The sequence below is a fragment of the Candidatus Filomicrobium marinum genome (assembly GCF_000981545.1).
GTDB classification, from domain to species: Bacteria; Pseudomonadota; Alphaproteobacteria; order Rhizobiales; family Hyphomicrobiaceae; genus Filomicrobium; species Filomicrobium insigne.
The window spans coordinates 669,116-694,471 of sequence record NZ_LN829119.1 but is presented as its reverse complement, the minus strand read 5'-3'; the positions used below and the strand labels follow the sequence as shown (position 1 = coordinate 694,471).

The 25,356-nt window shown below is 56.8% G+C and carries 22 protein-coding genes and 1 pseudogene; 21 read left to right on the top strand and 2 right to left on the bottom strand.

What is annotated here, in order from left to right:
* Positions 1–2: 2 nt before the first annotated feature.
* The 5 genes from YBN1229_RS03405 to folD all read left to right on the top strand — a co-directional run bounded on the left by YBN1229_RS03405 (position 3) and on the right by folD (position 6,876).
* Positions 3–1,745: a thiamine pyrophosphate-binding protein gene (locus YBN1229_RS03405; RefSeq protein WP_046476686.1), complete on the top strand. Its 1,743-nt coding sequence runs from the start codon at positions 3–5 to the stop codon at positions 1,743–1,745.
* Between the two features lie 87 nt (positions 1,746–1,832).
* On the top strand, positions 1,833–3,110 hold the full coding sequence (gene frc / locus YBN1229_RS03400) for a formyl-CoA transferase (protein WP_046476682.1): 1,278 nt from the start codon (positions 1,833–1,835) through the stop codon (positions 3,108–3,110).
* A 103-nt stretch (positions 3,111–3,213) separates the two neighbouring features.
* Positions 3,214–4,140 (top strand): methionyl-tRNA formyltransferase, encoded by a 927-nt coding sequence (locus YBN1229_RS03395; RefSeq protein ID WP_046476678.1) that lies wholly within the window; start codon positions 3,214–3,216, stop codon positions 4,138–4,140.
* A 53-nt stretch (positions 4,141–4,193) separates the two neighbouring features.
* Positions 4,194–5,870: a formate--tetrahydrofolate ligase gene (locus YBN1229_RS03390; protein ID WP_046476676.1), complete on the top strand. Its 1,677-nt coding sequence runs from the start codon at positions 4,194–4,196 to the stop codon at positions 5,868–5,870.
* 100 nt (positions 5,871–5,970) lie between these two features.
* Positions 5,971–6,876: a bifunctional methylenetetrahydrofolate dehydrogenase/methenyltetrahydrofolate cyclohydrolase FolD gene (gene folD, locus YBN1229_RS03385; protein WP_046500637.1), complete on the top strand. Its 906-nt coding sequence runs from the start codon at positions 5,971–5,973 to the stop codon at positions 6,874–6,876.
* 83 nt (positions 6,877–6,959) lie between these two features.
* Here the strand turns inward: folD and YBN1229_RS03380 are convergent, their stop codons facing one another.
* A complete protein-coding gene (locus YBN1229_RS03380; RefSeq protein WP_082101002.1) occupies positions 6,960–7,694 on the bottom strand; it encodes a Crp/Fnr family transcriptional regulator in 735 nt (244 codons plus the stop codon).
* Between the two features lie 501 nt (positions 7,695–8,195).
* On the opposite strand from YBN1229_RS03380, the gene YBN1229_RS03375 reads away from it, so the two are divergent.
* From YBN1229_RS03375 to YBN1229_RS03340, 7 genes are all read left to right on the top strand, one after another.
* Complete coding sequence (locus YBN1229_RS03375) at positions 8,196–9,071, top strand: methylenetetrahydrofolate reductase (protein ID WP_046476669.1); 876 nt, start codon at positions 8,196–8,198, stop codon at positions 9,069–9,071.
* Between the two features lie 78 nt (positions 9,072–9,149).
* Complete coding sequence (locus tag YBN1229_RS03370; RefSeq protein WP_046476667.1) at positions 9,150–10,031, top strand: 3-methyl-2-oxobutanoate hydroxymethyltransferase; 882 nt, start codon at positions 9,150–9,152, stop codon at positions 10,029–10,031.
* A gap of 46 nt (positions 10,032–10,077) precedes the next feature.
* On the top strand, positions 10,078–11,256 hold the full coding sequence (locus YBN1229_RS03365) for an ABC transporter substrate-binding protein (protein ID WP_052743661.1): 1,179 nt from the start codon (positions 10,078–10,080) through the stop codon (positions 11,254–11,256).
* Positions 11,253–12,182, top strand: a complete 930-nt coding sequence (locus tag YBN1229_RS03360; RefSeq protein WP_244464997.1) for an ABC transporter permease — start codon at positions 11,253–11,255, stop codon at positions 12,180–12,182. Before YBN1229_RS03365 ends, YBN1229_RS03360 begins: the two co-directional genes overlap by 4 nt.
* Entirely contained in the window at positions 12,179–12,976 is a 798-nt protein-coding gene (locus YBN1229_RS03355) for an ABC transporter permease (RefSeq protein ID WP_052743660.1), read from the top strand. Before YBN1229_RS03360 ends, YBN1229_RS03355 begins: the two co-directional genes overlap by 4 nt.
* An 11-nt stretch (positions 12,977–12,987) precedes the next feature.
* Positions 12,988–14,250, top strand: coding sequence for an ATP-binding cassette domain-containing protein (locus tag YBN1229_RS03345; protein ID WP_082101001.1), 1,263 nt, complete (start codon positions 12,988–12,990; stop codon positions 14,248–14,250).
* A 10-nt stretch (positions 14,251–14,260) separates the two neighbouring features.
* The gene (locus YBN1229_RS03340) at positions 14,261–15,127 is read left to right on the top strand and encodes an ABC transporter ATP-binding protein (protein WP_076605275.1); all 867 of its coding nucleotides are present in this window, start codon (positions 14,261–14,263) and stop codon (positions 15,125–15,127) included.
* Between the two features lie 393 nt (positions 15,128–15,520).
* Here YBN1229_RS03340 and YBN1229_RS03335 read toward each other — a convergent pair whose 3' ends face one another.
* Positions 15,521–15,703, bottom strand: a complete 183-nt coding sequence (locus YBN1229_RS03335; RefSeq protein ID WP_046476665.1) for a hypothetical protein — start codon at positions 15,701–15,703, stop codon at positions 15,521–15,523.
* 358 nt (positions 15,704–16,061) lie between these two features.
* Here YBN1229_RS03335 and mobC point away from each other — a divergent pair, with 358 nt between their 5' ends.
* The 9 genes and pseudogenes from mobC to YBN1229_RS03285 all read left to right on the top strand — a co-directional run bounded on the left by mobC (position 16,062) and on the right by YBN1229_RS03285 (position 25,336).
* Positions 16,062–16,454, top strand: coding sequence for a plasmid mobilization relaxosome protein MobC (mobC, locus tag YBN1229_RS03330; RefSeq protein ID WP_046476664.1), 393 nt, complete (start codon positions 16,062–16,064; stop codon positions 16,452–16,454).
* 75 nt (positions 16,455–16,529) lie between these two features.
* Positions 16,530–17,624, top strand: a complete 1,095-nt coding sequence (locus YBN1229_RS03325; protein WP_046476661.1) for a relaxase/mobilization nuclease domain-containing protein — start codon at positions 16,530–16,532, stop codon at positions 17,622–17,624.
* A gap of 181 nt (positions 17,625–17,805) precedes the next feature.
* Complete coding sequence (locus YBN1229_RS03320; RefSeq protein ID WP_046476659.1) at positions 17,806–19,377, top strand: hypothetical protein; 1,572 nt, start codon at positions 17,806–17,808, stop codon at positions 19,375–19,377.
* Between the two features lie 13 nt (positions 19,378–19,390).
* Entirely contained in the window at positions 19,391–20,233 is an 843-nt protein-coding gene (locus YBN1229_RS18855) for a vWA domain-containing protein (protein WP_046476656.1), read from the top strand.
* A 1-nt stretch (position 20,234) separates the two neighbouring features.
* A complete protein-coding gene (locus YBN1229_RS03310) occupies positions 20,235–21,029 on the top strand; it encodes a protein phosphatase 2C domain-containing protein (protein ID WP_046476654.1) in 795 nt (264 codons plus the stop codon).
* Positions 21,026–23,074 (top strand): type IV secretory system conjugative DNA transfer family protein, encoded by a 2,049-nt coding sequence (locus YBN1229_RS03305; RefSeq protein ID WP_046476652.1) that lies wholly within the window; start codon positions 21,026–21,028, stop codon positions 23,072–23,074. Before YBN1229_RS03310 ends, YBN1229_RS03305 begins: the two co-directional genes overlap by 4 nt.
* 207 nt (positions 23,075–23,281) lie before the next feature.
* Positions 23,282–23,410 (top strand): annotated as a pseudogene (locus YBN1229_RS03300) (SAM-dependent methyltransferase); the annotation flags it as partial.
* 784 nt (positions 23,411–24,194) lie between these two features.
* Entirely contained in the window at positions 24,195–25,097 is a 903-nt protein-coding gene (locus YBN1229_RS03290; protein WP_046476648.1) for a mechanosensitive ion channel family protein, read from the top strand.
* A 20-nt stretch (positions 25,098–25,117) separates the two neighbouring features.
* Entirely contained in the window at positions 25,118–25,336 is a 219-nt protein-coding gene (locus YBN1229_RS03285; RefSeq protein WP_046476646.1) for a hypothetical protein, read from the top strand.
* Positions 25,337–25,356 lie beyond the last annotated feature (20 nt).

Sequence of the window (25,356 nt, the reverse complement as noted above, 5' to 3'; positions counted from 1 at the left end):
ACATGGCGACACCGGCGATAGCGAACACGGCCGACGACACTCTGGCCAAAAAGAGTTCGGATCCAAACATTGTTTCGGGTGGGCGCCTCGTCGCCAAAGCACTCAAGAATGAAGGCGTCGATACGATCTTTACGCTGTGTGGTGGGCACATCATCGACATCTATGATGGGTGCATCGATGAAGGTATTCGCATCATCGACGTACGCCACGAGCAAGTGGCAGCCCACGCCGCTGATGGTTATGCACGCCAAACCGGTAAGCTCGGCTGTGTGGTTACGACTGCGGGGCCAGGTTGCACGAATGCCGTAACCGGCGTCGCGACGGCATTACGTTCTGAGAGCCCCATTTTGCACATTGGTGGCCAGGGAGCATTAACGCAGCACCGTATGGGGTCGCTACAGGATCTGCCGCACGTCGATATGATGCGTCCGATTACGAAGTTTGCGGAATCGGTTCGTTCGACGGAACGGATCGCTGACATGATTTCGATGGCCGCACGTGAAAGCTTCTCGGGCGCTTACGGTCCTTCGTATCTCGAAATTCCGCGCGATGTTCTCGATCGCGAAGTGCATATCGACAATGCGGTTATTCCGAAGTCAGGTCACTACCGTGCGTCGGTCAAATCGATCGGAGATCCCAGGGATATCGAAAAGCTCGCAGATCTGCTCGTGAAGGCGGAGCGTCCGGCTATTCTTTATGGTCAGCAGGTCTGGAGTTCGCGTGGGCATAATGAGGCCATTGCACTGCTGCGCGGTCTCGATATTCCCGGATACTTCAACGGTGCGAGCCGCGGTCTCTTGCCGCCGGGCGATGAGCACCACTTCGACCGTACGCGGTCGCTGGCGTTTAAGAATGCGGACGTCATCGTCGTTGTGGGTACGCCATTTGATTTCCGCATGGGCTATGGCAAGCGCATCTCCAACGAACTCACTCTTGTGCAGATAGACCAGGACTACCGGACGGTCGGTAAGAACCGCGATATCTCGCTTGGGCTCGTCGGTGATCCAGGTGCGATCCTCGGTGCTGTTCTTGATGCGGCCTCCGCCAAGATCGACAACGGCAAGCGCCAAGCGCGTAAGCAGTGGATGGAGAAGCTTCGCGAGGCCGAGCAAATGGCGCTTGAAAAGCTAATGCCGCTGTTCACATCGGACCAGTCGCCTATTCACCCCTTCCGGGTTGCTTGGGAACTGAATGAATTCCTTGGTGATGACACCATCTACATCGGTGACGGTGGTGACGTTGTCACGATCTCAGCGCAAGCGGTGCGTCCGCGCGCGCCTGGGCAGTGGATGGATCCGGGTGCGCTGGGCTCCTTGGGTGTCGGTACAGGCTTTGCCATGGCGGCCAAGCTCGCCAATCCCGATAAGGAAGTCATGTGCTACTACGGCGATGGGTCGTTCGGCATGACGGGCTTCGATATGGAAACGGCAAATCGCTTCGGCGCGCCTTATCTGGCGGTCATCGGGAACAATTCCGCGATGAACCAGATCCGTTACGGCCAGATCTCGAAGTACGGCGAACAGCGGGGCAATGTTGGCAACCTACTTGGCGACATTCCATTCTCGCAGTTTGCACAGATGCTCGGTGGATATGGAGAAGAAGTTCGCGAAGCGTCGGATATTCAGCCGGCTCTGCAGCGGGCGCGCGAGGCCATCCAGAAGACCGGGCGTTCGGCAATCGTCAATATCTGGGTCGATCCGCGCGAATATGCGCCGGGCACCAAAAACCAGACGATGTACAAGTAAAACTTGATGCGTCCCGCGTGGGCCCTCGCGCGGGACGCACGCATAATCAACACCGGTATCATCCGGGATAAATAAAGAGAGACAGACATGGTGAAGGCACTGGAAGGCGTAAAGGTTTTGGATTTCACGCACGTGCAATCGGGGCCGACTTGCACGCAGCTGTTGGCTTGGTTCGGCGCAGACGTGATCAAGGTCGAAAGGCCGGGCGTTGGTGATGCGACGCGCAAGCAACTCGTCGACGTCGACGGTGCTGACAGCCTCTACTTCACGATGCTCAACCACAATAAGCGCTCGATTACTCTCGATACTAAGAATCCAAAAGGCAAAGAGGTGCTTGAGCGGCTGGTCAAGGCTTGCGACGTGTTGGTCGAAAACTTTGCGCCAGGCGCTTTGGACCGGATGGGCTTTACGTGGGAGCGTATCCAGGAGCTCAATCCGCGCATGATCATGGCGTCGGTTAAAGGTTTTGGTCCCGGACCGTTCGAAGATAGCAAGGTCTACGAGAACATTGCGCAGTGTGCGGGTGGTTCAGCTTCTACGACCGGTTTTCTCGATGGACCGCCGACGGTCACTGGTGCTCAGATTGGCGATAGCGGTACGGGATTGCACTTGGCGCTGGGCATCATGACGGCGCTTTTCCAGCGCGAGAAGACTGGCCGCGGTCAGAAAGTTCTGGCGCCGATGCAGGATGGTGTTCTCAACCTGTGCCGCGTGAAGCTGCGCGACCAGCAGCGCCTCGAGCGCGGTCCTCTCACGGAATACTCTCAATACGGCGAAGACATTCCGTTTGGGGATGCGGTTCCTCGGGCTGGAAATGACTCAGGTGGTGGTCAGCCCGGCCGTATTTTGAAGTGCAAAGGGTGGGAAACCGATCCTAACGCTTACACCTATTTCATCACACAGGCTCCGGTGTGGGAGAAGATCTGCGATGTGATCAATAAGCCTGAGTGGAAGGAAGATCCTGAGTATAAAACGCCGAAGGCACGCCTCAACAAGTTGTCACATATCTTCAATACGATTGAGGAGTGGACCATGACCAAGACGAAGTTCGAGGTCATGGAAATCTGCAATCCGCTCGACATTCCTGTTGGTCCGATCCTTTCCATGAAGGAGTTGGCTGAGGATCAAGCTCTTCGGGCGGCGGGCACGATTGTCGAGGTGGACCATCCCGAGCGCGGGAAATATCTGACGGTCGGCTGCCCGATCAAGCTCTCTGACAGTCCGGTGGAGGTGCGTCGTTCTCCGCTGCTCGGTGAGCATACGGATCAGATTTTGTCCGATGTTCTGGGATATTCCGCTGCAGAAGTTGAAGAACTGAAGAATGCAGGGGCGACCGAGCCTGCTAAGAAAATGGCCGCTGAATAGTCTGACGCGGTGGCCTTTCAGTTCGGTCTTTCGCGTCCATAAATTCTTACCTTAACACTTGGAGCGGCTGGCGGTGACACCGCGCCAGCCGAAGGGAGGGATCATGCGTATCGTCGTTCATGGCCAACAGGCATTCGGCAAGGCTGTACTGGAACGATTGCTGGAGCGCGGCGAAGATGTTGTTGCGGTTTGCTGTGCGCCAACAAAGGAAGGCCAGCCAGAAGACCCATTAGCTGAACTGGCTCGTGAACGGGGGGTGCCGCTTTATCAGCCCAGTTCATGGAAAACGCCTGAAGCGCTTGAGCTCATGAAGTCTTTCGACGCGGATGTATGCATGATGGCATATGTCTTGTTGTTTGTGCCGAAGGACGTTCGGGATGCGCCACGGTACGGGACGTTCCAGTATCACCCCTCCTTATGTCCGATGCATCGCGGACCATCCTCAATTAACTGGCCCATCGCGATGGGTGAAAAGCGTACAGGGTTGACGATTTTCTGGCCTGACGATGGTCTCGACGAAGGACCGATCATGTTGCAAAAGACATGTGAAATCGGACCGGACGAGACTATTGGCGATGTGTACTTCAACAAATTATTCCCGATGGGCGTCGATGCGATGATGGAAGGCCTCGATTTGGTCAAGGCCGGCATCATTCTCAAGCACTCACAGGATTTGGCGGCGGGTTCTTACGAGGGGTGGTTTAAGAAAGAGATCGCGCGAATTGATTGGTCTAAGCCGGTCGATGAGGTCTACAACCTGATACGCGCGGCGAATCCCGCTCCGGGTGCATGGACGGAAATCGACGGCCAACGGCTGGATATCTTTGACGTCGCCAAATCGGATGGAAGCGGCGAACCGGGAGAAGTCGTAGAGGTCTCGAAAGAAGGCATCACCATTGCGGCGCAAGGTGGAACGATTCTCGTTAAACGTGTCCGAGCCGGTAAAGCGCCCAAAGTCGCAGCGTCAGAATTTGCGGAAACGGCAGGCTTGAAGGCTGGTAATAGGTTCACGCTTCAGGCCGCGGAATGAATCATAACCGGTGTTAACAAAAAAAGCCGCTAGGCGGCGGAGGAAGACAACGCATGACCGTCAAGTCAGACATTGAGATCGCACGCGAAGCCAAGATGAAGCCGATCTCTCAGGTGGGCGAGAAGATCGCGGTGCCGGGTGACGCGCTGCTCAACTACGGACCTTACAAGGCGAAGATCTCGGCCGAGTTCATCAACAGCGTCAAAGATCGCCCCGATGGCAANCTCATTCTGGTGACTGCGATTTCGCCAACGCCGGCTGGCGAAGGCAAGACGACGACGACGGTCGGTCTGGGCGATGGTCTGAACCGCATCGGCAAGAAGGCGATGAGCTGCCTGCGCGAACCCTCACTCGGGCCCTGCTTCGGCGTGAAGGGTGGCGCGGCCGGCGGCGGNTATGCCCAGGTCGTGCCGATGGAAGACATCAACCTGCANTTCACCGGCGACTTCCACGCCATCACGTCGGCGAACAACCTGCTCGCCGCGATGATCGACAACCACATCTACTGGGGCAACAAGCTCGGCCTTGACGAGCGCCGCATCACCTGGCGCCGCGTCATCGACATGAACGACCGGGCGCTGCGCTCGATCGTCAACTCGCTCGGTGGCGTTTCCAACGGCTTCCCGCGTCAGGACGGCTTCGACATCACGGTGGCCTCGGAAGTGATGGCGATCCTGTGCCTTGCCAGCGACCTCAAAGANCTGCAGCGCCGCCTCGGCAACATCGTCGTCGGCTATACGCGCGACAAGAAGGCGGTGCTGGCGCGGGATCTGAAGGCGGACGGCGCTATGACCGTGCTGCTCAAGGACGCGCTGATGCCGAACCTGGTGCAGACCTTAGAGAACAACCCCGTGTTCATCCACGGCGGTCCGTTCGCCAACATCGCGCACGGCTGCAACTCGGTGCTGGCCACCAAGACGGCCTTGAAGCTCGCCGACTATGTCGTGACCGAAGCCGGCTTCGGCGCGGACCTCGGCGCTGAGAAGTTCCTCGACATCAAGTGCCGCATGGCCGGTCTGAAGCCGGATGCCGCCGTCATCGTGACGACGGTGCGCGCCATGAAGATGCATGGCGGCGTCGCCAAGAACGATCTCAAGGGCGAGAACGTCGCGGCGGTNGCGAAGGGTTGCGAGAACCTCAAGCGTCACATCGAAAACATGCGCAAGTTCGGCCTGCCGCCGGTGGTTGCCATCAACCAGTTCATCACGGACACGGATGCGGAAATCGATGCGGTCCGGGAAGCGGCTGAATCGGTCGGCGCCAAGGCGTTCCTGTGCTCGCACTGGGCAAACGGCGGCGCCGGTATCGAGGACCTGGCCCGCTACGTCGCGGAGCTGGCGGATTCGGGCCAGGCGGACTTCAAGCCGCTGTACCCCGACGACATGCCGCTGTGGGACAAGATGAACACCATCGCCACGGAAATTTACCGGGCTTCGGGCATTACCGCCTCGGCGTCGGTCAAGGCGCAGTTCAAGGATCTGCAGGACGCCGGTTACGGCCATCTGCCGATCTGCGTGGCCAAGACCCAGTACTCGTTCTCGACCGATCCCAACCTGCGCGGTGCGCCAACGGGCCACGAAGTGCCCGTGCGTGAAGTGATCCTGGCGGCGGGTGCGGAATTCATCGTCGCGGTCGCGGGTGACATCATGCGCATGCCCGGCCTGCCGAGCGTGCCCTCAGCGGAAGCCATCCGCCTCAATGATCAGGGCCATATCGAGAACCTGAGCTAACCCAAAGCCGGGGAGGGGCGCAGCAGCGCCTCTCCCCGGCATCTTACACTTATTTATTTCCGGTGGCGTTCGGCGACGAATGCCGAAAAGAGGTTCGGAGATGACAGCAAAAATTATCGACGGAAAGGCAGTCGCCGCCTCAGTACGCGAAGAGTGCCGCACGCGAGTCGACGTCATCAAGGAGCGTTACGGCGTTACTCCTGGACTGGCAGTGATCATGGTTGGCGAAAACCCAGCCTCAAAGGTCTACGTCTCCAATAAAATCCGTGCTTGCGAAGAGGTCGGCATTAATTCGACCAAGTATCTGTTTCCCGATACGGCTTCCCAAGAGGAAGTGCTGGATCTCATTGAACAGCTCAGCATCGATCCAACTGTTCACGGGATCCTCGTTCAGCTGCCGCTGCCCAAGCAGTTCGACATCGAACGCGTTCTGGGTGCTATCAGTGCNCAAAAGGACGTTGACGGCTTCCATCTTTATAATGTCGGCGGCCTTGTCGTCGGCAATACGATCTTCCCGCCTTGCACACCCTTTGGCGTGATGCGTCTCCTCCAGCACGAAGGCATCGAGGTTGCCGGACGTAACGCGGTTGTAGTTGGCGCCAGCAACATTGTCGGCAAGCCGATGGCGCTCATGCTTATGCAGAATGAGGCCACGGTTTCGGTTTGCCACGCGCGCACCCGCGACTTGGCACAGTTCACGATCCTTGCGGATATTCTGGTCGTCGCGGCCGGTTGCCCGAATCTGATCCTTGAACAGATGGTCAAGAAGGACGCTGTTGTCATCGACGTGGGGATTAATCGTCTGCCAAATGGCCGTCTCGTCGGCGATTGCGACTACGAAGGCGTGCGGAAGCGGGCTTCCTACATCACGCCGGTACCAGGTGGCGTGGGGCCGATGACGGTCACGATGCTTCTGGTCAACACAATCAGCTCGGCAGAACGTTCATTAATGGCGGCTTCTTACCGGGCCTCAACAAACATTCACGAGGCTCACGGAGCACAATAAAAAAAGCGTCGGCACTTCTTTTTCCTAACAATTTGCACAAGACCCGCGGCAACATCGGCTTAACTACCTGCAAATATCCCGAGCTAACTCCAGGCATATTCCTCATCCTCTGCGCTATCGAACTGCGCGTACCGCTGCATCGACCGCGGATCAGTGACAATGATTTGACGAGATTCCTGCATGATGAAACCGCGCTTTTCCAGATCCCGCAGAACTTCGCTCACTGTCTGACGACACGTTCCCACGATATTTGCGATTTCCTGATGCGTGATCGGGGCATCCAGCTTGATATGTTCTCCGAGTGGGACACCGCAGTTGTGCGCCAGTCGCAGCAAGGCCAGAGCAACGCGCTCACTCGCTTTTTGTGACCGCATGTCAACGATCGTATCACAAGCCAAACGAAGCCGTGCACCCATAAGCTTAAGAGCATTATAAGAAATTTGAGGATTAAGCTTGAGCATTTGCTCAAAGATTGGCCGCAACATAACGTATACGGTACATTTCGATATTGCTTGGCTATTGACGGTCTGCTTCCTGCATCCCGTAATTCCACCTGCACCGAATAATTCTCCGGCGACACAATACCAATATATTGTCAGCTCGCCTTCTGCGGAGAGGTGATAAATTCGCGCCATGCCGTCTTCGAGATAAAAGACTTTGTCGGCGTCGTCGTCGGCACGAAATAGGTGCTGCCCCTTGTGCACCGTCTGTTTGATGGCATGACGAAGAAACATATCCTTCGCAGCCTCATCTACTCCGTCAAATAAGTGTACGCGATCCCAGTACCAAGGTGAGTCGCCAACTCTACGCTCCAGCATATTATACTCCGGCAGACTGACGTCTAAGTTGCGGGCTGTCGAACAAATATCGAGGGCTCCGCCTCTCACGGATGTCTGAGCTACCCGAAGCTCAAACTTAGATGCTAGGGGCTCAAACTTCTTGCAAGCCCCTTCATGTTATCGAAAGCGCGCGTGATCTCATAATCATTGTCCGCGCCCCCTTGTAACAACCAGACCGGGACGCCGACGGAAGCACTTTCATGCATGACGCCATGCATTTTTCGTCACCTTTGAGGCAATACAAACTTCGCAAACCGATGTTTGTCGTCAACCCGACAGACGTTGCGCATCCTCGAGGTTGAATTCGTCGTCACGACGACTGCTGTCCGCTCCCAATCTCTCTAGCCTCAATCTTATGCCGCGCTTGGACAGCCCCATCCGCGAGAAGGCTGAACGAGCAAACAATCCAGCAAAAAACAAAAAACCAGTCGACTTCACATGTCGCTAGCATAAGGCACCGGGAGTGAAAACGTGACAGAAATGCCGGTCGATATCGAGGAACGCTCGATCCTGTCTCACGAAATGCGACACAGTACTCTTTTTCAGGATATATCAATTGAGCTTTTGCCTGAACAAGTTGATGCATTCCTACCCAAAGCAAAATGTTTTCCAGAAAACTCACTAGTTTTTCTTACTCATATCCCTGGAAAGCCGATCTCAGCGCAGGCAGAAGCGGCCAAAAAGATACACAATAAGGGCTTTGTGCCCGTCCCACATTTGGCTGCCAGAAATTTCACATCTGCCGATGAATACGCAGGGCACCTTCGAACCCTCGCATCAATAGGCGTGACAACCGTACTCGTATTAGGTGGCAATCCCTCTTCGGGCACTCCCCCCCTGCGGTTTGCCGCCGATCTTCTGCGGCACCCCGTGTTGAACGACGTCCAACTCAAGAAAGTTTTCATAGCAGGACATCCGGAGGGCCACAGCGTCATTCCAAAAGACGCCCTTATTCCGGCTCTGAAAGAGAAGATCTCCTTGGTTCGCGAGTGGGGTGCGCAGCCTGAAATCGTTACACAATTTGCATTCAATGGTGAGGCGATGGCGGCGTGGGCCGCTGAACTCCGCACTCAGGATATCAATGCCCCGTTACGCTTTGGCATGGCGGGCGTGACCTCCCTGCCAAAGCTCATCAAGTTCGCAGCAATGTGTGGAGTAGGCGCCTCACTGAACGCACTCAAGCGACAGGGAACGTCTTTGATCAAAGCAATGCGCGATCAAGATCCCGGCGACATAATTGCAGAACTTGATTCATCACTTTCTCAACGTGGAATTAAAGACGTGACGCTCCATTTCTTCCCATTTGGCGGATGGGAGAAAACGTTGAAATGGATAGATATGCAGTCGACTGAATAAACCCCACCAGACAAACGTGTGGCTTATGGCCGAATAAAAACAAACATATCCAACGCACCCAGAAGAGAGGAACATTAGATGTCGGAATTAAAACGTAAAAAAGTGACATTAAATTCATTACGCGAAAAGAAAAGTCGCGGAGAACGCATCACGTCCGTCGGCGTTTATGATGCCCCTATGGCCGCAATCGCGGATCGTGTCGGATTTGATCTTTTGATCAACGGGAACGCTGGTCCGATGTCTCTGCTTGGACATCCCGATCCTACGACAGTCACCTTTGAAGAGCAGCTTTATTTGACTAAAGCAGTAAGCCGCGTGACGAAGTATGCGCTGGTTGTGGGCCATATGCCCTTCATGACCTATCACGCGTCCAAGGACCAAGCCATAACCAATGCCGGTCGCATGGTGAGCGAGGGCGGAGCCGGTTCCGTCAAGTGCGAAGGCAACGTGCGCACAGCCGAGTATATCGCGGAGATCGTAAGTGCAGGCATCCCTGTCATGGGGCACATTGGCATGCAGGCTTCTCGGCGTGTCGAGCAGAGCGGTTTTGGTGTAAAAGGCCGGACAGCAATAGACGCATTGGAAATCGTCGAAGGAGCTCGCGCATTCGTTGATGCTGGTGTTTGGGGGTTCATCCTTGAGCAGGTCCCGACAGAGCTTGCGGCCTATCTGACACGCACACTTGAGGTGCCGATCATTACGCTTGGAGGTGGTTGCGTTAATGACGGTGTGTACCACATCAGCGGAGATGTTGTCGGTTACAGTGCATTCCCAATTCCGAAGAACCGCGGAAGTTTCGCCGACGTTGGCACGACGATCGAAGAAGGTTTGCGTATGTATCGCGACGAAAGCCGCGAAGGTACGTATCCGTCGAAAGAAAGCGCGTTCCACATGGATGCCGACGAGTACGCACGCTTCTTAAAGTTGGTGGGAGAAAAACCCAACGACACGGCGGCCTAAGCGACTCAAAGCCCAATCGACAAAAAAATTAAAACGAGGAAATGCCATGAAGAATCTAGCAGGCCTTGGAGGTCTGGCTACGGCCTTTGTCTTGTTCGCTGCAGCACCGGCTGTCGCAAACAATCCCAATAGTGACGTGACCTACGAGCAGATCGCTTCCCAGGCGAAAAAGCTTGAAGGTAAGCCAGTTACAATCTCGACAAATTTCTTCCTCGGCTGGACCGGCGCTTGGGACACGGTGATTCTGCGATCAGGGGAGCTATGGAAGAAATGGCTTCCCGAAGGAAGTAAGGTGGAGTGGAAGAGAAATCTTCAAGGGCCGCCGGTTATTACGGATCTAATTGCTGGCAAGCAGCAAATTGGATACCTCGGCGACAACCCCGCCATTGTTTCAACTGCGAAGGCGGCCCTCGCGCCCATCAGCATTGTTGCGTTGAATCTCGTGTCGAGCGGCCGGATGTGCGGCACGATACTCGTGCGCTCGGACGCCCCTGAGTTCAAATCGTACAAAGAAGCTATCGCTTGGCTTGATGGCAAAATCGTCGGCGTGCCGAAGGGCAGCTGCGCCGACCGTTTAGGGCAGTTGATGCTGGAAAAAGAAGGAGTGAAGGTTCAGTGGCAACAAATGCAGGGCGAAGTTATCGTTACATCCCTGCAGGCAAAGCGCATCGACGCTGCCATTATGTACGAACCTCACCTCTCGAAGTCAGTGTTTGACGATCACGCGCGTTGGGCGGCATCACCGGCAGCATTCGGTGAACTGGATGCCGATGCGATCGTGATGCGCGAGGATTTTCTTAAAGAGAATCCAGATGTCGCTGTTGCATGGCTGAAGGCCAACATCGAGGCTCTCTATTTCCTCCGGGACAAGCCGATCGAAACAATTGAATTCTTGAAGAAGGAACTTCCCGATTACACACGGGAAAATCTCTGGTACGCGCTTTATGGTGCGCAACCTGACAGCATCGGCGCATCCGGCCCGGTGGTCCGCGGAAAGATGATTATTGACGCGGACGGCCGCTCACTTCTTGAACGCGGTTACCAGTTCCTCCTAGACCACAAAATCGTGCGCGATCCAAAAATGCGCGATGGTGCCGTTCGGACGGAATATGTGACGCGTGCATTTGAAGAACTCGGCCTGGCCCCCAACCAGCAGCTCTTTGAAATTCCGGCAGGGCTCACCAATCCCTTCAAGGGAGATGAGTTAGTGGAGGGAGGCAAATGAACGTCCATCTGCGGGACCAAGCTGCAGCGCCACCGGGATCACAGAGTGACGCTGCGAGCTACGATGCACAATTGCGGGCCAGTATTGACTGGCCCGTCGAGCAGCTGACTTTCGGCGAACGGATTCTCAGAGCGCTAACAAGAGATCAGCTCATTCTGGGCTTGATGGGCTTCGTGGCTTTCTTTGGATGTTGGTACTTTCTCACCGCCGTAATCGTACCGCCGCGATTCAATTTCATCCCTGATCCTTTGTCCTTGTTTCAGGAATGGACCAGCCGGGAGCCGACATACGGCGTGTCGCTATTCACGCCGGAATACTATGAACACATCTGGACCAGCACACTTAGGGTTTTTGGGGCGTTTACGGCTGCCGTAGCGTTGGGGGCACCACTAGGTATTCTGCTGGGATGGAGTAAGACTGCGGAGAACTTGATCTTTCCTGTCGTCGAGCTATTGCGTCCCATTCCGCCTCTGGCGTGGGTGCCGCTTGCCGTTCTCATGATTCCGTCAACGGAAGGTGCGGTGATTTTCATCACGCTTCTTGCGTCCTTTTTTGCGACGGTCCTCAACACGCTTCTCGGTGTAAAGTCGATCGACGAGAACTATTTTCGGGCAGCAGCATGCCTGGGATACTCTCGGTTTCAAATTCTACGCCGTGTCGTTATCCCCGGGGCATTGCCGTTCGTTTTCACCGGGCTTCAAATCGCAATGGGTGTTGCGTGGTTCTCTCTCGTTGGCGGTGAGCTTATCGCAGGACGGTCCGGCCTCGGATACCTCATCTTCGATGCCTATACGAACGTCGCGTTACCAAACATCTTCATCGGCATGATCACCCTTGGGATTTTGGGCTTCGGGTCGAGTGCAATCATCCGGGTAGTCGGCAACAAACTTAATGCCTGGCACAATCGTGGGGGAACAGCATCATGACGGCAGCAAAGCTCATGCCCTCCAGATCGCGGTGGTTCCTCAATCTGGCAAACGCGTCTTTTTGGCAAGGTGCGCTTGGAATCTCAGCGTTCTTTCTTATTTGGCAGCTGTCTAGAACGCTGGGTCTCCTTGCAGTTGTGCCGACACCTATCGAAGTCATCGAGGCTCTGCCCTCACAAATTCAGCAGGACGGATATTGGGAATCCTGGATCGCGACAACCGTTCGGGTCTTTGTCGGTTTCTTTAGCGCCGCCGCTCTGGCAATCGTTCTTGGTATTGCCATGGGCGTCAATCGACGCTTTCGGTTTCTCGGCTTTCCGATAATTGAGATTCTACGTCCTATACCGCCTTTGGCCTGGCTTCCCATTTCTATTCTTTTCTGGCCCTCGGCGGAAATGACTATCGTGTTTCTCACATTCATCGGCGCTTTCTTCCCGGTTTTTCTCAATGTCCTCGCCGGAATCGATAACATCGATGTTCGCTACATCCATGCCGCACGGTCGTTGAACTCCAGCCCGCAGGCTTTATTCTGGAGAATTCTAGTTCCCGGCGCGCTTCCATCGCTCTTCACGGGGTTGACGATTGCTATCGCCATTACATGGGAAGTCGTTATCGCTGCGGAAATGGCGTCTGGAAACTACGGTCTGGGTTACCTGACTTGGAACGCCTACATGACCAACTCTCTCCCCGGCATCATTGTCGGCATGCTTTCCATCGGTCTGGCTGGAATGATCTCGGCCTGGTTGATGGAACGGCTAGGCAAATACGCGATGCCCTGGTGGCGTAAACGGTGAGGGAGAAAGACATGCAAATTGATCAAAAGATCGCAGTGTTGAGGAAAAACCCGATCCTCGCATCGTTGCCGCACAAACTCGTATCTCAGATCGCAGAACATTGTGAACTCAAGTCGTTTGCTGCGGGAGAGGAAATTTTCAGAAATGGAGATGAGGCCAGCAAGGTTTACGTTCTTCTCAAAGGCCATGTCCGTCACCCCGAAGTAAACTCTCCGATGCATCAGTTCGGTATTGTTCAAGAGGTGATGCTGGAAGGAACGATCTTCGGATACGCAGGGCTTATCGAGGGTCGAGGGAGCAGGGTTATCTCTGCGCACGCCGTTACGGACACAGAGGCATTAGCTCTCGACGGCGCGTATTTGAGATCGCTGCTACGAACGCTTGGTCGCGAAGGACACTCTTATCTGCAGGACTTGTCCCGATCCTATGCCGCACATGAATATGCGGTGTCGGGGCACACAGGTTGGGTATCTGTTCGCAACGCAGGCAAAGTGTATGACCCGTCAGGCAAGCACGTCGTTGCGGTCGATAATTGTTCAATCGAAATCCGTCCCGGTGAATTCTGCGCGATCGTCGGCCCATCGGGTTGCGGTAAATCCACGCTTATGAATTCGATTGCAGGTTTCGATAAACTGACCAGCGGAGAAGTCTTCCTGGATGGCAAACTTATCAACGCGCCCGGCCAGAATCCTAAGCCCGGCCCGGACCGTATCGTCGTTTTTCAGAATGGTGCCCTTTTCCCTTGGGCAACAGTGCTTGAAAACCTGATACGCGGGCCGGTCGTCCAGGGTCGCATGACGGAACGCGAAGCAACAGAGAAGGCCCGCGATCTTCTGGGCAAGGTAGGCCTCGCCGACATTGAGAATTTATATCCCGGATCAATTTCGTCGGGGATGTGCCGTCGGGTCGAAATCATCAGGGGCATTCTGAACGACCCAGGCGTGTTGCTGTTAGACGAACCCTTCCGTGGCCTCGATGCGCTGACAAAAACAGTCACACAAACGGCCTTGTTGGAACTTTACGACCTCTCTCGAAAGACCGTCTTGTTCATCACGCATGACCTTGAGGAGGCTATCTATCTGGCTGACCGCGTCCTCGTGATGACCACACGTCCCGGTCACATCAAACAGACAATCGAAGTCGATCTACCGCGGCCTCGCGACGCGCGTCTACTGACCCAGCCGGAATTCGTCCGGCTGAAAGAGCTCGCGATCGAAGCCGTCCACGAGGAAGCCGTTAAAGCGTTCAACGCCGGCGAAAAAGAATTTGCGTGAGGAAAACAGGATGGTGTCAACACCCCACAATACGCGCAAGGAGAATACATCCATAACCGTGGATCGCATCGGGAAGGTGTATTCTCAGCAGCGCAAACCCCATGTCGTTCTCCGCGACTGTTCATTCGAAATCGAGAAAGGCAAGCTTACCGTTCTGCTCGGGCCCTCAGGTTGCGGGAAATCTACATTAGTCAACATTATTGCGGGCTATGACCGTCCAAGCGTGGGTGCGGTTCGCAAAGACGACGAAGTCGTTACGGGTCCGGGATCAGATCGCATGGTCGTTTTCCAGGAAACGGGATTATTCCCTTGGATGACGATCCTTGACAACGTATCCTATGGACCCGAGCAAAGCGACGTCGCGCGCACGGCCGCGAGAAAAGAAGCGACCTCTTTACTCTCCGAGGTCGGATTGGCCGGCTTCGAAAACCGTTATCCGACGGAGCTATCCGGCGGCATGCAACGACGTGCTGAAGTGGCGCGGGCTCTCATTAATCGGCCTGATGTTCTTCTTCTCGACGAGCCCTTTCGCGGTCTCGACCACATGAGCCGCGGCCTGATGCAGGAGTACTTCCTGGCTCTGTTCGAAGCGCATCGCATGACGACTTTGTTCGTGACGTCCGAAGTCGACGAAGCGGTGTTCCTGGCCGATAAAATCATAATCCTCACCTACAAACCCACTCGTGTCGCAACGGTAATCGATGTCCCTCTCCCGCGTCCGCGAGAGTTTCACATGCAGACGAGCGAGATTTACAACGAGATCAAGGGGCAGGCGCTTGCGTTGCTCTACGATGAAGCCCTCAAGGGTTTCGGCGCACATGCTGCAAGCATGGGCGACAGCGTCCGAGCTGCAGCCACCGGCAATTTTGCCGGTTAAAAGTTCTCGATACTTGGATGCCAGACTCCAAGTTAGAGAAAATGCCCTCGACTCTGGACTCAGGGGGCGCACTTTCCAAACTCAAGTCACCCGGTGGTACCGACCGGGTGACTTTTTTTGTCTAGAAGTTCTGAATTATTGAAAGCGAAACCCACCGTTCGCGCTTTGCAAGCAGCCTACCCCATCACCCGAACTCGGTCCGCTACAACAGCCATCTGAATTCTCACCTCATACCGCTCGGTCGTGAATTACGTTTAAAGCATGCAATGACCCTCTACATCACAACACGAGCGACAGACGATGGCCGCCCGCTTGCTCCTTACCCACGACGCGGCTGTCGGCAATGCCCCATTCACGACCACGTCCGAACTCGAAGTCGAGAAAACGCCAACTTCAACCCGCAAGCGAAGGCGGCGTCTGTGCATAGCCTGACATCGCCCGCGCCCATCCCCGCAAATGGCGTTCCACCTCCATAGCGTCCGAACGCCAGAACGCCATACCATCGTACAGCGTGAACATTGCGCATGCTGCTACCGTTCCCGGCCGCAAATCCTTGAAGCTGCTTCTTCGCCCCATCCAATGCCTCCTGGAAACGTCCCCAAACCCGTTTGTAGATCAAGGGTGGGGAGTAAATCCGATTCCGCCCAAAGCATGCCGAGATCCCCGCACAGCGGTCCGCAAGGAGTCACGCACTGCAATTTCAGCCGGAGGGCAAGGGGCGGCACGTCCCGCCTACGAACGACACGCTGAAGGCACCGCAGCACTTCTGGGCATAACCCTCCCAGCTACTGGAAAGCGTTGTCGCACTCAGGCATCCTTCTCCCCACGGGAGCAAGCAAGTCTTTTGGGGCCACCTTGGCCCCAAAATCGCGCACCTCGGCCTTTGGCCTCAAACGCGCTTGCTTGCCCCTCAGTGCCGGGGGGGCTCCGATAAATGGCCACACGCAATGAACCCGATTCCAGGTTGCGCACCAACCGCGTGCGAACCTACATGACCCACGACGAACTCACGGCCTTCAAAGCCCTCTGCGCCGCCCATGGCTCGACAGAGGCGCAAATGGTCCGCACGCTGGTCATGTCCGCCATCGCCGGCCAGAAACCACCGCCACCGCGCCCTGAAAAATCACGGCAGACCGACGAACTGATCGCCGGAATCAACACGCTGCACGTCCACCTGCGCAAGATCGGGACAAACCTCAACCAGATCGCGCGCCAAGCCAACACCGGGTTGGTCCCAGTGTCCCGAAATGAAGTTTTGGCCGTGTTCCATGCGGTCCAGCAAGCCGCGGCCACCGTGCACACCGCCGCCTTGAAGCTCCTGACATAGTGGCGTTCGCCCTCCAGCCAAACGCCTGAACGCCAAGGCGTTCAAACGAGCGAACTCCGGATTCAACCAGACGTCATGATCGGAAAAATTCCCAAGGCAGGTCGCGGCTTCAAGGGCATCACCAGTTACCTCCTGAACGGGCCCCGTACACCCGAGCCGGAGAACGGGCGAACGGACGAACGAGCGTTCGCCAAAAAGGATCGCGTTCTCTGGGTCGACACCCACAACCTCATCACGCGCGACCCCAAACAGGCCATGCGCATCATGCGCGCCACCGCCAACAAGTCCCGCCGCTGCAAATCGCCGGTCTATCACTTCGTCATCAGCTGGACGCCGGAGGAAAACCCCAGCGAGGATCTCAAACGGCGCATCGTTGCTGACACCTGCGCCGACCTCGGCCTCGCCGACCACCAGCGCATCGTCATCGCCCACGACGACACCCGCCATGCCCACGTCCATGTCGTCATCAACCGCGTGCATCCCGACACCACGAAAGCCTGGAACCGGCAACAGGACTGGGTGCGCCTTGAGACAAGCCTTGCCCGTCAGGCCAAGGCCCATGGTTTGCTTTTCGTGCCCGGCCGCCACAACAGCAAGGAGCTATCGCAACAACCACGCGACGCCCGCGATCCCGAATATCAGCTGACCCGCAGAAAACGCCAACCCTCCCCGCCCAAGAAATGGAGCCTCAAGACGATCGCCGCCGAACGTCGTCGCATCATCGCCCTGTTCACCGTCGCCCGCTCCTGGGATGAACTCGGTTCAGCCCTTGCCGCCAACGGCCTGCGACTGGAAGGGAAGGGGCAAGGTCACGTCATCCGTGACGCCAACGGTGAAGTGAAACTTTCACAGTTTTCAAAAGACATCCGCGTCGCCAAACTGGAGCAGAAATTCAACGCACCATGGCGCGGCTCCATCGGCGCAATCAAGGAGCCCGCCCCAACTCTCGCAAAAAACACCCGTAGATCGGTTGACCGAAAAACCAACCAAATCGGTCAACCCGCCAACGCAATTGAACGCCCCACCACTCATCCACAGAAATATCCGGTGCCAGACAATGCGCATACGGATTCAAACATTGATTATATCACTCATATAAGTGAGAGTTCCAATCGCCGGAGCTTGCAAACCATTAAAAAACGCAAGCGTCGAAAGCAGGACATGCGCTAATTCCGAGGCAAATACAATGCTTTCACTCCTTATTCATTCCAAAGTTTCAGTGATTTCCAAATTCCATTACGCCGGACTTTCCCCCCACCCTGAATAACCGCCTGCTTTTAACCTCGTCAAACACCCATGATGAATTGCTGCTTCCGCTCGCGCGTGGAAGCAACACGGGAGCTTGCGCGAAATGGAGACAGTTTACTGGGGTTGCCGCGTGCAACCTCACGGCGATGACATTTGGACCCAATATGAAATCGACAAACCGCTCGCCAATGCATCCGGCGGAGAAGGCGGCATCTTCACCCTCAAGCCTCACGCAGGCGAAACCCGCGTCGCCAAGATCTATAACCACAAATCCAAATCGCTTCTAAAATCCGATGCCTTTAGAAGCCTCGCAATTCTCACGTCCAGATATCAGGAACTTTCACAGCCCAATGCGTTGCCATTTGTCGCCTGGCCGATTGAAGTCCTTTTCACCATCAAGCATCCCTCCACCGTCCAGCACCTCTCAACGCTGGCCGGAATCACGATGCGCCACGTCACCGGCCATAACGTACTGAGAAAGCTGACCAGCGATGCCGGGGGTCGCATCGGCAATGGAAACGGCACTCAAAACGGCCTAGCAAACGCAAAAGCCGTACGCATCGCCGCAATCATTGCGCACTACCTCAACCGCATGCACCAGCGCGGCATCGTCTTTTGCGACCTCAATCCAAACAACATCCTCGTCTCAAACGATTACCGGCAAATAACCTTCGTCGACGCCGACGCCTTCCAACACCCCTTCGTCACGGCCTTTACCAAACCACACTTCACCGACGGTTATGCGTCCCCCAACCAAGCCAACAAAATCGCCGGTCCCCGCACGCCGGATGACGACAATTTCGTCCTCGCCATCCACATATTCCAGCTGCTCCTTGATGGCGGCCATCCCTTTGACACCGGCCCTGCCTTCAATCCCACCGGCGACTTCTTCGCCAACATCACCCCTAACGACAACATAAAGGCTAGACGCTGGCCCTATAGCGACGTGGCCAAATTCCGTCCGCCCGGCGAGACCCCCGCACATTACGCACGCCTCCACCCCGACCTGCGCTCCATGTTCGCGCGCGCTTTTCAGGACTTCGTGCCACCAACCGCCAAAGAATGGGAAGAGACCCTCCCGAGCTTCGCCAATACCGTCGAAGCCAACTCGCCTCCGAAGCCGAAGGCCTCACCACCACCCCGCCCGCAAGCTCCACCGGCACCCGCCCAACAATATGTTCTCCACCCACGCCCGGCATCCCCCGTAAATCTGCAAGCGACACCGTCTCACGTACCTCGGAAGCCGATCCACATCATCGTGCTGGCCTTCATCGCCAAATGCCTCCGTAGCCTCCTCATCATGACGGGCATGCTTCTCGGCAGGCTCGCGCTCGGCCTAGCAAAATGGCTCGCACAGGGTTTCGCCGACATTGCCACCGCGGCATGGACTCCATTCAAGAAATACGGTGGCGTTGAAATAACCGCGGGCCTCGTCCTGCTCGGAAGCATCTTCTGGCTCCTCGACGCCTACGAACGGCATTTGATCGAAAAGCGACGCCCCCACGCTTCCAGTCCAGCCCTTTTCTCATTGGCCCCGGCCATGCCCGCCGTCCCAACGCCACCGTTACCCGAGCCCAAAACCTATCCACCACTGCACACCTTCATCCCGAGCGCAAAACCCTTTCCATCAGATCCAAGGATGGAACCCACTCCGCCCTTATTCCCAGCCGACTGAAAGGAGCCAATCCATGTCCAGTCTCCTCGACCTCCTGCAAACGCCGGAACCACCACCCATCGACATCCCCGCCGCCGCAACCCGCAAGACGCGCTATCCGTTCGTCCTCCTCGTCGACATTTCCGGCTCAACCGGCGTCGACCCGATCAACGGGCCCGGCGGCCCCAACGCCGACATCCACCGCATCAACAACACCATCCAGAAAATCCTCTCGATGCTGCGCACCCCACCACCCGGCACACCGCTTGCCGACAACCGCGACAGCATCGACCTCGCCATCCTCACCTATTCCAACAATGTCGACGTCAATCTTCCTTGGACGTCCGTTGTCAGCGCTCCTCCCATGATCCCTGCATTTTCACCGCAGATGGGAACAGAAACCGGCAAGGCCCTGCTGTTCTCCATCGAGTACGCGCTCAAGCATTACATCCGCCTCAAGCGTCAGAACATCAAGTGCGGCCTTCCCAACATCTTCCACTTCACCGACGGCGCCCCAACCGACATGCTGCCGGGCTCACCTCTCTGGCAGGAAGTCCAATCTCGGCTCGCCCGCATGTCCCCCAATCCCGAAAAGAAATACATCGCCCTCAAAAGCTTCGTCACCGCCAACGGATGTGACGCCAACGCCTGCGGCACCGACCTCGACGACGGCCGACGCCTCTCCGGCCTTCAGCTCATGGGCGAACTCTCCAATGGCGCCCAGACCTTCGAACTCGCCAATTCCGAGGATGCCTTCCATGACATGGTCGAACTCATCACCGTCCTCATCACCCACGCAACCCAGCTTGTTAACGGCCAAGTCCCCGCCGACTCCAGCCCGCCCAGCTTCAACAGCGACAACATCATCCCACACTGACGTGCTGGCGGGCCTTTCGGCCCGCTATGCAATTTCACTTTCGGAAAACGACTTCTGGACGTTCCTCACCGTGACCGCGGTCGGCACCAACCACACAAGCGCCGGCACATCCTCTGAAGACGGCATCCATCTCACCGTCCACAATGGCGCCGTCATCGCCGTCCTCTCCGACGGTGTCAGCGATCAAAAAGCAAGCAGATCCGGGGAGGGGGCCAGGCTCGCCGTACAGCACACAGCCCGCGCCATTGCACGCGGATTGGACGTCGGCCTCGATCCCGAGCAGGCCATCGTCGAAGCCTTCTCGTTCACCCATAACACGCTGATCCAGCGCACCACCGAGGAGAACGCCTTCTGGGGCACCTATGCCTGTACACTGGCTGCCGCCGTCATACAGGGCCAAGCCATCACCGTCGGCCACATCGGCGACAGCAACGCCTACTCCTACGACGGCAAACGTCTGACCCGGGTCGCCACCGCCCTATCCAACGACCAACCCAATCTCATCGTGCTGCCCAACTGGCGCACCCAGTTCGCAGCCCAAACCATCAACAAACCCTACATCAAGGCCTTCGTGCTCGCGACGGACGGCACCGACAGCTTCTTCCTCGGCAAATCCGAAGATGACGGCCGCCTCACCAATCCCGAGGTCACCCACGCCCTGCACACCATCGCCACCACTGCCGCCGATCACTTCAAAGTGCTTCACGTGGTCAACGCCCTCATGAAACATAACGGTTACGACCACCACGACGACCGCACCATGTTCTGGGCCTTCCGCAAGGAGGCCTCACCATGATGCTCGGGATCAAGGGCGAGAACCTTGCCGATGTGGAACGCTTCCTCACCGCCACCCTGGCCGACCCCGCTGCGCGCCTCTCCATGCCCGCACAATGGTTCTTCAACTTCATTCCGCAAAAAGTTTTCCATGACCTCACACTCAAGCAACTCGGCCACAGGGGTCCGACCGTGCAACTCGGTCAAGTCATCCTCGCCCCCCAATTCATCGCCAACCCAACCCTATGGTCGTTCCTGGCCCTATGGGGTTCCAACATCAAGCGCAGCGTCGACCACCGCCACATCACCAACATCTATGTCCATTCCGACCTCGTCCGTGACTGCCTGACGATCTCCGAAAAGGAAAAGTCCGTGTTCATGGCCCAATTCGCCATGTACCGCGACACCCCCGGCCAGGCTTCCGTCGACAAATGGGCCCGCTTTCTGCTGCTCTTCATGCTGCATGACGGGAAGGGGCGCCTCGTCCCGCGCGGCAAGTACCAATCCTCACCCCATCTCCCACTCGCGATGGGACTCATGAAAGCTTTCGTCGGCACATATCTGCCCACCTACGATCACTTCATCGTCGATGCCGCCCAAGAAGCGCTCACCTACGCCAACCGTGCTCCCTCCGCCTACAATCCGGTGTCCGCCGCCGCCGTGATCGGCTCAGGCGCCCGTTGGCTGGCCGCCGCCGACCTCGCCACCAGCGCCGTCTTCACCACCAAGCCATCGCGCAAGGCACTCATCCTCGGCCGCCACAAGGATACCGCCCAGACGGTCTACTACCCACACAACGAAAGCCTGGTCACCATCGGCGGCTCCGGCACCGGCAAGTCGCAGGCCCACGTCATCACCAACCTGCTGAACTACCCAGGCTCCGCCTTCATCCTCGACGTCAAAGGCGAACTCTGGGAACAGACCGCCGGTTACCGGCAGAAGCACTTCGGCCCGTGTTACCGCTTTTCGCCCACCGACAAAGGCGGCCTGAGCCACAGCTACAATCCCTTCGACTTCGTCAGCCGCAATCCGACGATCGCCGCCAACCAATGCACCGTGCTTGCACATCAGCTTGCCGGCGAGGGCCAAGGCGACCAGCACTACTGGGTCAACCGCGCACGCGATTTCATCGCCGCCTTCTCCATCATGGTGGCCATCAAACACCCTCCCCAAGCACGCAACCTCGCCTACGTCGCCCGCTACTTGGCGCTGCCCACATCGTTCGAGGACCTGACCAAGCCCGCATACAAAAACAGCGAAACGGCGAAAGTGATTGCCGCCATGAAACAACTGGCCGCAACCGCGAACATCCCATTCCTCGCATCCCAGGCTACCGCCTTGGAGAATGCCCTGTCCGACAACACGCGCCTTGAATCCATCATGGATACCGCACGCCAGTTCTTCACCGCCTTCGACACATCGCCCACCGTGCGCGCAACCCTCGCCACCAGCAACTGGAAGCCCAAGGACCTGCGCTACCGCACCGGCACTTCCATCTACATTTCCCTCAAGCCGGGAGACATCCAGCCCTTCGCCCCACTCATCCGCATCCTCTTCCAGCAACACGCCAACGAACTGATCGACGGATCTTCCGCTAAGCCCGACCAGCTGCCCATCACCTTCTTCCTCGACGAGTTACCTCAGCTCGGTACCATGTCGTCCCTGAACGACCTCCTCGATCTCGGCCGCAGCGCAGGCCTTCGCCTCTGGCTGTTCGGTCAATATTTCGGCCAGTTCCAGAAATCATACCGGGATCTCGCCAAAGGCATCGTAGGCGGCTGCCGCGTCAGCTCGTGGATGCGCCCCGATGACGACGCGGCCGATTACATCAACCCAGCACTTGGCCAGACCTACAGCTACTACTCCGAAGAACGCCAGCCCCTCGCACCGGAAAACCAGCTACGCGGCCGAGAATTCCGCGACGACATCATCGTCCTCTCGCCGGGCGAAACCCCAATGCGCCTCTCCAAATTCTTTGCCTACCGCGAGATGGCCGACCGCATGAGGTTGCCTCCTCCGCCCGTACCAAGCGTTCTCCAAACGCCACAGGCTTCTTCACACCCCTAGGTTTCCTCTCCATCGCCTTCAACCGACAGGAACATTCTATGTCCGAAGATACTGAAGACACCGGTCGCATCGTAGCCTTGAACATCCCCACGAACAGGGAGGCAATGAGTGTCTGCATTGCAAGAAATGTCAGCCACGGCGCAACGCTGTACTGATCCAATCACGCACGATGTACGTTGCTTCGCTCGAGCATGGCCGGAGGTGAAAGCACTTGGCTTTGACGAGCGATTCCGCAGGCTATGGAACTACTACCTCGTCTACTGCGAGGCTGGTTTCGAGGCGGGATGGCTCGATGTCGGCCTCTACCAGCTTAGACATTCTGGGCGAACGAACTAGTCAACTCCCAGCCATCCGATCAAGAGGTCATGCACTTCGCCCAAAGATTTCGACGTCCAAACGCAGCCCCCCCAAGTTTGGTGCTGAAACCGCGCGCATAGCCTCCACGTTGACCGAAGCGCAGAAAAGGATCTTCAAAGCCAAGCCATCATCATCGCCGCTTATGCCAAGTTGGGATTTGTCGATACCAACGAATTGACGCAGCAATTGATGCGAGGATTTCACGAGCGAAATAGCCACGCTGACCGCGGTGCCGCCGATATTGGGTGTCGCGGAGTCCAGAGCAATGTTAATGAGTCATGAGAGTGCCCATCGAGCGCAAAAGCGGCGTGCCGGATCACCTCAATGAATTCGGTAATTTGGCGCTATGCCATTTTCGACATAGCGGACACAGTTGAATTGGGTTTGAGCGCGCTAGTGCTTTCCTGACTACGCGTGCTAAAGCGTGCTGACTATTCCGTCCGGACTTGTGTGGGATCTCCAAATGGCTAGGTTTGGTGCCATGGTCGGATCGAATCCTTGGGAACTCCCCGATAAAATGACGTCGGCGATCCGACTGTGGCAGCAATCCACCGCACAAAGTAAGCAATCTGTCTCTCAGATGGTTGTCACGAAGTCCCTTTCTCAAGCGTAGGCCGTTGACTAAACGATATTTTGCGAGCATGCGGCGCGGCCACCGCTGCTACGCAGCGGCGATCTACCGGTTGCATGCGAATGATTGTCCGTCCTGCCTTGTCTGCTGTACGGGCGTTGCGCAGTGCGGCTAAGTGGGAGAGGTCTGATAATGAGCCCGAAGCAGAATGTTCGTCGGCTTGTCTGGCCGGCCATATTGACATTGGCCAGCCTCGGGCTGGTTCTGGCACCGTCGCCACTTGTCGCGCTCTTCGGCGATAGTGAAACCTTGCGGCTTGCCCTCACCGCGTTGGCCTATTTTGCAACAGCCTGGCTTATCAGCAGGATCACAGCGCTAGCGCTCGATCGGGCAGCGACGAAGCGACGGCCTTATCCGCGCCTGCTCAAGGATTTGGTCGCGGCAATGTTGTTCCTGGTCGCTTTCGCCGCAGTGGTTTCGCTCTTTATGGGGAAGGGCGCGTTAGGGGCGCTTGCGGGATCAGGCTTGGTGCTCGCTATGCTGGGTTTCGCCATTCGCAACGTCGTCGCCGACACATTGTCCGGGGTCGCTCTCGGCATCGAAGGGCCATTCCGCATCGGCGACTGGGTCGATATCGACGGGCTGGCACGCGGCGCTGTGATCGAGATCGGCTGGCGCACCACACGTCTTCTAACCCGTGACCGTACCTATGTGATCCTCCCCAACAGTCAGATTGCGCGCCAGCGCATTACCAACTATTCCGCGCCCAAACCAGAATATCGTACCCAGGTCAGTATCACCCTTGATCATAGTATGCCTATTGGGCGCGCGCGCGAGGTGATGGTAGAGGCTCTGAAAGCCGCGAAACTCATCCAGCAAGAACCTCCACCTGATGTGCGTGTCTTGGCCTACGAAGAGGGCGGGATCACCTATGCGTTGCGCTATTGGCTGTCCCGGTTTGACCGCGATATTGATTGCCGCGACGAGGTCTTTACGCTTGTAGACGAAGCGTTGCGTCAAGCCGGAAACATAGCCCCATATCGCCGGATAGAAATGATCCCGACAGCCGTTCAAACAACAGAATCGAGTCCTTAGGCGCAACATTGGCTGGGAGGATGGTGAGGGGCTCGCCATCCTCTTATACAACCGGCAGCCTCGACCTCAAAGGTCATGCCATCGCCGAGGCGTCTGGAGCAACTGTCAGCTTAGAATATCAAGGTACGACACTCGCTGGATCGGTGCTCAGTTTCACGGCTGACAAGTCGCCGGCTGAACTCAAGCGGCTTGTCGGCGACAGGCTTAGGGAGCACGCGCGCTACGCCGCTATGCTCTAGGAAAAGACGCACTGCTGGCG